This is a genomic window from Kitasatospora sp. NPDC059088 (assembly GCF_042738155.1).
GTDB lineage: Bacteria > Actinomycetota > Actinomycetes > Streptomycetales > Streptomycetaceae > Kitasatospora.
This window is the reverse complement of record NZ_JBHYGR010000037.1, coordinates 6,669-10,982: the sequence shown is the minus strand read 5'-3', so window position 1 is coordinate 10,982 and position 4,314 is coordinate 6,669. Positions and strand designations below refer to the sequence as shown.

The 4,314-nt window shown below is 67.6% G+C and carries 6 protein-coding genes and 1 pseudogene; 5 read left to right on the top strand and 2 right to left on the bottom strand.

Annotation, left to right across the window (positions count from 1 at the left end):
* The first annotated feature begins 418 nt into the window (after positions 1 to 418).
* The 3 genes from ACFWXO_RS18575 to ACFWXO_RS18565 all read left to right on the top strand — a co-directional run bounded on the left by ACFWXO_RS18575 (position 419) and on the right by ACFWXO_RS18565 (position 1,075).
* Complete coding sequence (locus ACFWXO_RS18575) at positions 419 to 562, top strand: hypothetical protein (protein ID WP_380524919.1); 144 nt, start codon at positions 419 to 421, stop codon at positions 560 to 562.
* Positions 563 to 581: 19 nt separating this feature from the next.
* A complete protein-coding gene (locus tag ACFWXO_RS18570; RefSeq protein WP_380524918.1) occupies positions 582 to 710 on the top strand; it encodes a hypothetical protein in 129 nt (42 codons plus the stop codon).
* A 101-nt stretch (positions 711 to 811) separates the two neighbouring features.
* On the top strand, positions 812 to 1,075 hold the full coding sequence (locus ACFWXO_RS18565) for a hypothetical protein (RefSeq protein WP_380524917.1): 264 nt from the start codon (positions 812 to 814) through the stop codon (positions 1,073 to 1,075).
* Between the two features lie 25 nt (positions 1,076 to 1,100).
* Here ACFWXO_RS18565 and ACFWXO_RS18560 read toward each other — a convergent pair.
* Positions 1,101 to 1,196: pseudogene (locus ACFWXO_RS18560) on the bottom strand (ATP-binding protein); the annotation flags it as partial.
* Between the two features lie 236 nt (positions 1,197 to 1,432).
* Positions 1,433 to 2,044 (bottom strand): SMI1/KNR4 family protein, encoded by a 612-nt coding sequence (locus ACFWXO_RS18555; protein WP_380524915.1) that lies wholly within the window; start codon positions 2,042 to 2,044, stop codon positions 1,433 to 1,435.
* 394 nt (positions 2,045 to 2,438) lie between these two features.
* On the opposite strand from ACFWXO_RS18555, the gene ACFWXO_RS18550 reads away from it, so the two are divergent.
* Positions 2,439 to 2,888 carry a DUF6210 family protein gene (locus tag ACFWXO_RS18550; RefSeq protein WP_380524913.1) on the top strand — a complete coding sequence of 150 codons (450 nt, stop codon included), beginning with the start codon at positions 2,439 to 2,441 and terminating at the stop codon, positions 2,886 to 2,888.
* 374 nt (positions 2,889 to 3,262) lie between these two features.
* Positions 3,263 to 3,745 (top strand): hypothetical protein, encoded by a 483-nt coding sequence (locus tag ACFWXO_RS18545; RefSeq protein WP_380524969.1) that lies wholly within the window; start codon positions 3,263 to 3,265, stop codon positions 3,743 to 3,745.
* Positions 3,746 to 4,314: the final 569 nt, after the last annotated feature.

The following is a 4,314-nucleotide window of genomic DNA, read 5'->3' as shown; positions in this document are numbered from 1 at the left end:
TGGCGGTGTCTCGGCCCGGGGGGGGGGGGCGGGCGCGGGGGGGGGGGGGCGCCCCCCCCCGCCGCCCCCCCCCCCCCCCCCCCATTCGGCCATGCGTGGTCGCGGAATCCGTCGCTGTCTCCGTCGCCGACCGGGGCCTCACCGTGCAGGTGGTCGACCTCCGCCTCCAGCGACTCAAGCCACGCCCGCAGATCGTCCGGCTCGCTCGCCTTCCCCGTGCCCCAGTCGTTTCTCGAACGGTCACGGCCTCTGAGCTGCAGGGACAGCCTGGTTGGGGCTCTCCCCCACCGCCCAAGGCCGCTCACGAAGCCGGGCCGAACAGCGACTGAAGCGACTCACCGGTGAGCTTGCTCCCGCGAAAAGGTCCCAGACCGGAACTCTCTCCCACGTCCTTGACGACTGCGGCTATCCGCCCCGGATGATCCGCAGCACCCGCCCGGTCGACCTCTTCAACACCATGGACCCGCCAGAGCCGGAGAATCCGCTGGCCGGCAGGCTCGTCATCCCCCAGACTCGGATGCGTTCGAAGGGGCCCTCGGTGATCAGTGAAGGGAACCAGTGACCGAAGGAGGCGAATGAGGATGGCCCACCTGCGACTCGTCTGGGTCCTGTCCGGACGTGGCTGGGCCGACTGCACCGTCAGCGACCACCAGGCGGAAGCCGAAGTGACGGCCTCGTATATCACCACTGCCCCCCCGAAGATCTCCTGACGGCAGTAACCCGGCTGATCGTCGGCGAGAGCGAGTGTCGAGCACAGCTCGAGGTCGAGCCCACCGCCTTCCGATGGATCTTCTACCGTGAGGGCACCGACGTGTGGATCCGCCTACTGGAACTGGCCCACGGCAGTGACCACGACAACGCCGGGACCGAGATCTGGTCCACGCAGCAGAACATCGACGTCGTCGCCCGAGCAGTGATCCGCTGCTTCGACGAGGTCGTCAGGGAGTACGGCGAGAGCGCATACCGCGGCAAGTGGGGCGAGCACTTCCCCCGCACCGAGCTCGAAGCCCTCAGGACCGCCTGGCGCGAGCACCGAGGCGGCTGGGCAACCTCCGCGACACCATCGAACCCGTGAGATTTCGGCAGCACCTGGCACGGGTTCACCGGAGCATGTGCGCTTCGCCGAACGGCAGGTTCGAGGTCACGATCACCGATCCTTGCTCGTGGCGCCACGCGATTAGCTGGAAGAACAGGTTCGCCGTGTCCTGGAAGGACTTCGCCGCCTGCCTGTGCCATACACCGACCGCTCCCTAGCCCCGCACGCGTGTACGACCAGGGCGTACCTCGACATCGCCTTGTTCCACCCCCATCCGGGTTGCACTGCTGGTGCTCCTTCCACGTCCTGGACGTGGAAGGAGCACGCCGGGCCGCGGCTGGGGGTGGGGTCCTTCCACGTGCCAGACGTCTGCCGGGGAGTAGGCGCCGGCAGGCGTCACATCCCTTGCTCCGGCCCGTACATCCGCGCGGGCCTGTCCTCGGCGGACATCGGCAGCGGGTCGAGCCGCACCGGGCCGGGGTAGAACGCGGAGCTGTTCGGGCCGACCATGTCCTCGCCGACCAGGTAGCGGTAGAGCCACTCGGAGAAGCTCATCTGGTACTCGTACCAGGAGCCGTCGTGTTCCACAGCACAGATCCGGTGGCCCGTGCCGTCGGGCAGCGGCGCGAGGAAGACGTACTCGCCGCGGTCGGTACCGGTGAGGGGGATCAGACCGTCCTTAGTCCCGAACCTCACCCCCTCCAGGCCGAGGACGACGCGGATGTTCTCCTCCGGCTCAAGCCAGTCCTCCCGATCCCAGTCGAGCTCGGACCAGGCTCGGGAGGTCTCGCGGATCTTCTCTCCGAGGTTCCAGCGCTCGGTGGCCGGATGCGAGAGGTAGAGGTGCTCGTTGATCTGTACTGGGGCGTAGGCGTCGACGATCGCCTTGTAGTCCCCGGGGAACTCAGCGCCGATCTCGGCCTCCAGCTCGGTCCAGGCACCAGGGTCGGCGAAGTGCTGTCCGCCAGGGCCGAGCATGGCGAAGACGTCGGAAAGGTAGTCGCGCATCGGTACTCCTCATCGGGCTGTCGGCGTTCGGTCGCAGACCTCGTCGGCACGTGCATCTCGTGGCCTGCCGGGAGACTAGCTGTGGCCGGTGACATCGACTCAGCGGGGCAGGACGGATGGATGATCGAAGGCGACGAAGTCCAGCCACGGCCGGGCATCGGTACCGGATACCGGCCCAAGGCACGGTGTCGGCCGAGTCATGGGTGTCACGATTTTCCGCGGAAGATTTCGGTGCCCACCGCCAGCCGGATGTCGAGGGCAGGCCGCTCACCGAAATCCAGTGGTGTCGGACGAACGACCGCGGTTCGATGTCCCCGCCCTCCAGGACGACCGGTACGCGCGACGCCCGGAAGACACATTGACCCCGCAGCCACGCACAGGAGTCCCGGACCCGATGACTGACCAGATCCACAGCACGACGGCGAAGCGGCGCGTCTACCTCGACCCTGACGGCTGCGGTGGAGGCTGGATGTTCGTCATCGTGGCAGCGCCCACCGGGGTGGTCTACCAGAACCAGTGCGGCGGCTATGCCTGCGCTCAGTACGAGCAGGAGGGCTACCTCGTCCCGCTCTACGGAGCCGACCTGGACGAGCACCTGAACGAGATCTTCATCGGCGAGCTGCAGGGCCACGGCATGCGCGGACGGGACTGGCCAGCGGAGGTGCTCGACCGGCTGCGGGCTGCTGTCGGCTCTCTCGGTATCTACGGTTCCGGCCGCCACGACGACCTCTGTCCGCCGTCGTTGGTCCTCGACGAGTCCCGGCTCTCGGAGGCAGCCGAGGCCTGGATCCCGGTCACCACGCCTGACGGTCCCGGTGTGCTGGTCTGGGAGAACTCCGACTAAGGGTCGTTCCTAAGCCGGAGAACTGACTTGAGGGTCTGTGGGCTCCGCTCAAGAGCAGGTACATGTACCCGGTCTTGTCCACGGATGAGTCGCTGCACAGCAGTGGCTCGGGATCCTGCAGGTCGCCACCCCACTCACCGACGACGAGCAGACAGCCGTCGAGGACGGCCAGGAAGCCCCGGACCGGCTACTCGACCGCCTCGCCGACACACCCACTCCGGCTGGCCCGACACCACGCGAACTCGACGTGCCGACGACGGCCCGCCTTCTGCCGCCGGCCGAGGCCCGACAGAGCGGGAAGGGCTCCGCACCGCACTGATATCGGAGTGCGCACAGGCCCGGGAGAGAGAGACACAGTCACTGCCGTGACCTTGATGAACGTGCTCGTCGACTTCGCCCGAACCGGTCGAATCGGTCCGCTCCACTGCGGAATGCCCCTGGCCGAGGCTGAGGACCTCCTCGGCCCGGGGCGTCCACACCCCGCGATCCGCATGAAGGGGCCCGACATCGACGGCTACCCATACTCCTGGGATGGACTCAGACTGGACGTCACCCAGCGCGCGGTCAGCGGCATCTGGGTCCACCTCCGGCCCGGTTCGACGGTGAAGCTCCCGGCTCTCGTCCTGCCCGGATCAGAGTCGTTCGAGGCCACTGTGCTCCGCGAGGAACTGGTCACGGCCCTGGACGCTGCAGGCTGTGAGCATCACGCCAACGACACCCTCACCTTCGGCCAGCAGTCCAGCATCCTCACCTGGCCCGCTGACGTCTACGCGGTCTTCAGCCTCCCGGGCCGGGACAACCACGTACCTCACCAAGATCGTCATTACCTCGACGTGATGCACAAGTCCATGGCTTGACATCGATGAGTCCACAGAATGATCCGGCTGACATGGCCTTCGACGATGCGGGAGTTCCAGGGCAGGGTGAGTCCTGCGACGACGGCTACCCGGTCGCGCTGGATGCCTGCGGCAAGGCTGTGGAGGCTGGGCAGGTCGTCACGGCGCACCGCATCGAGGTGTCCAAGTGGGGGGTCGGCAGGAGCGTCGAGTACAGCGGCCCCTCTCCGGCGTTCAAGCCCCGGCACCGCTTCCGTAAGGACACCGCGCTGCTCGCCGACGGCGGTTATCTGAGGACCGGTCCGGTCATCCCGCACCTACGCTCCAAGGGTGACGAACGCACCCGGTGGCAGGCCGAGTACAACCGGGAGTACGGACAAGGTCGATCGACCCTGTCCGGGATCCACTCAGAGATCAACTACGGGCAACCCTTAGCTGCAGCCCGGCTCACACCTCGGGGATCGAATTTTCCGCAGAAAAAAAAAAACCCCCCCGGGTGGGGGGCAGGTGGGGGGGGGGGGGCCCACGCCCCCCCGCGCGGGGGCGAGGCGCGGGGGGGGGGTGGGGTGTGGGGGGGGTGCGTTGGTGTG

What these genes read in the sequence shown, in the direction of transcription:
- ACFWXO_RS18575 (WP_380524919.1), top strand. Translation starts at nt 419, where the DNA reads ATGATCCGCAGCACCCGCCCGGTCGACCTCTTCAACACCATGGACCCG.
- ACFWXO_RS18570 (WP_380524918.1), top strand. Translation starts at nt 582, where the DNA reads ATGGCCCACCTGCGACTCGTCTGGGTCCTGTCCGGACGTGGCTGGGCC.
- ACFWXO_RS18555 (WP_380524915.1), bottom strand. Translation starts at nt 2,044, where the DNA reads ATGCGCGACTACCTTTCCGACGTCTTCGCCATGCTCGGCCCTGGCGGA.
- ACFWXO_RS18550 (WP_380524913.1), top strand. Translation starts at nt 2,439, where the DNA reads ATGACTGACCAGATCCACAGCACGACGGCGAAGCGGCGCGTCTACCTC.
- ACFWXO_RS18545 (WP_380524969.1), top strand. Translation starts at nt 3,263, where the DNA reads ATGAACGTGCTCGTCGACTTCGCCCGAACCGGTCGAATCGGTCCGCTC.